Annotated in this window: 1 protein-coding gene; it reads right to left on the minus strand. The window is 74.8% G+C overall.

The features are described from left to right. Window positions 1–440: sensor histidine kinase (locus H4N64_RS44275; protein ID WP_272491842.1), on the minus strand; the 440-nt coding region annotated here is incomplete at both ends.

Here is a 440-nt window from a genome sequence, read left to right on the forward strand (position 1 = left end):
GGGATGTCCAGCTCGACGCTGTCCTCGGGCACCCCGCCGAGCGCCATCGGCACCACCTCGTCGAGGTCGATCTCGCGGACGATCGCGGAGACCGTGCCGGTCTGGAGGCGGGACATGTCGAGGAGGTTGCCGACCAGATGGTCCAGGCGGTCGGCGCCCTCCTCGATCCCGGCCAGCAGCTCCGCCTCATCCTCCGGCGACCACGCCACGTCGTCCGAACGCAGGCTGCTCACCGCCGCCTTGATCCCGGCGAGCGGGGTGCGCAGATCATGGCTGACGGCAGCCAGCAGCGCCGTACGGATGCGGTTGCCCTCGGCCAGCGCGCGGGCCCGGTCGGCCTCCTCGCGGAGGCGGCGCCGGTCCAGGACGACGGCGGCCTGCGCGGCGAACGCGGCGAGCACCCGGCGGTCCTCGGCGGGCAGCACCCGGCCGGTCAGCGC

This window comes from Streptomyces cupreus (genome assembly GCF_014257025.1).
In the GTDB taxonomy this organism is placed as follows: domain Bacteria; phylum Actinomycetota; class Actinomycetes; order Streptomycetales; family Streptomycetaceae; genus Streptomyces; species Streptomyces cupreus.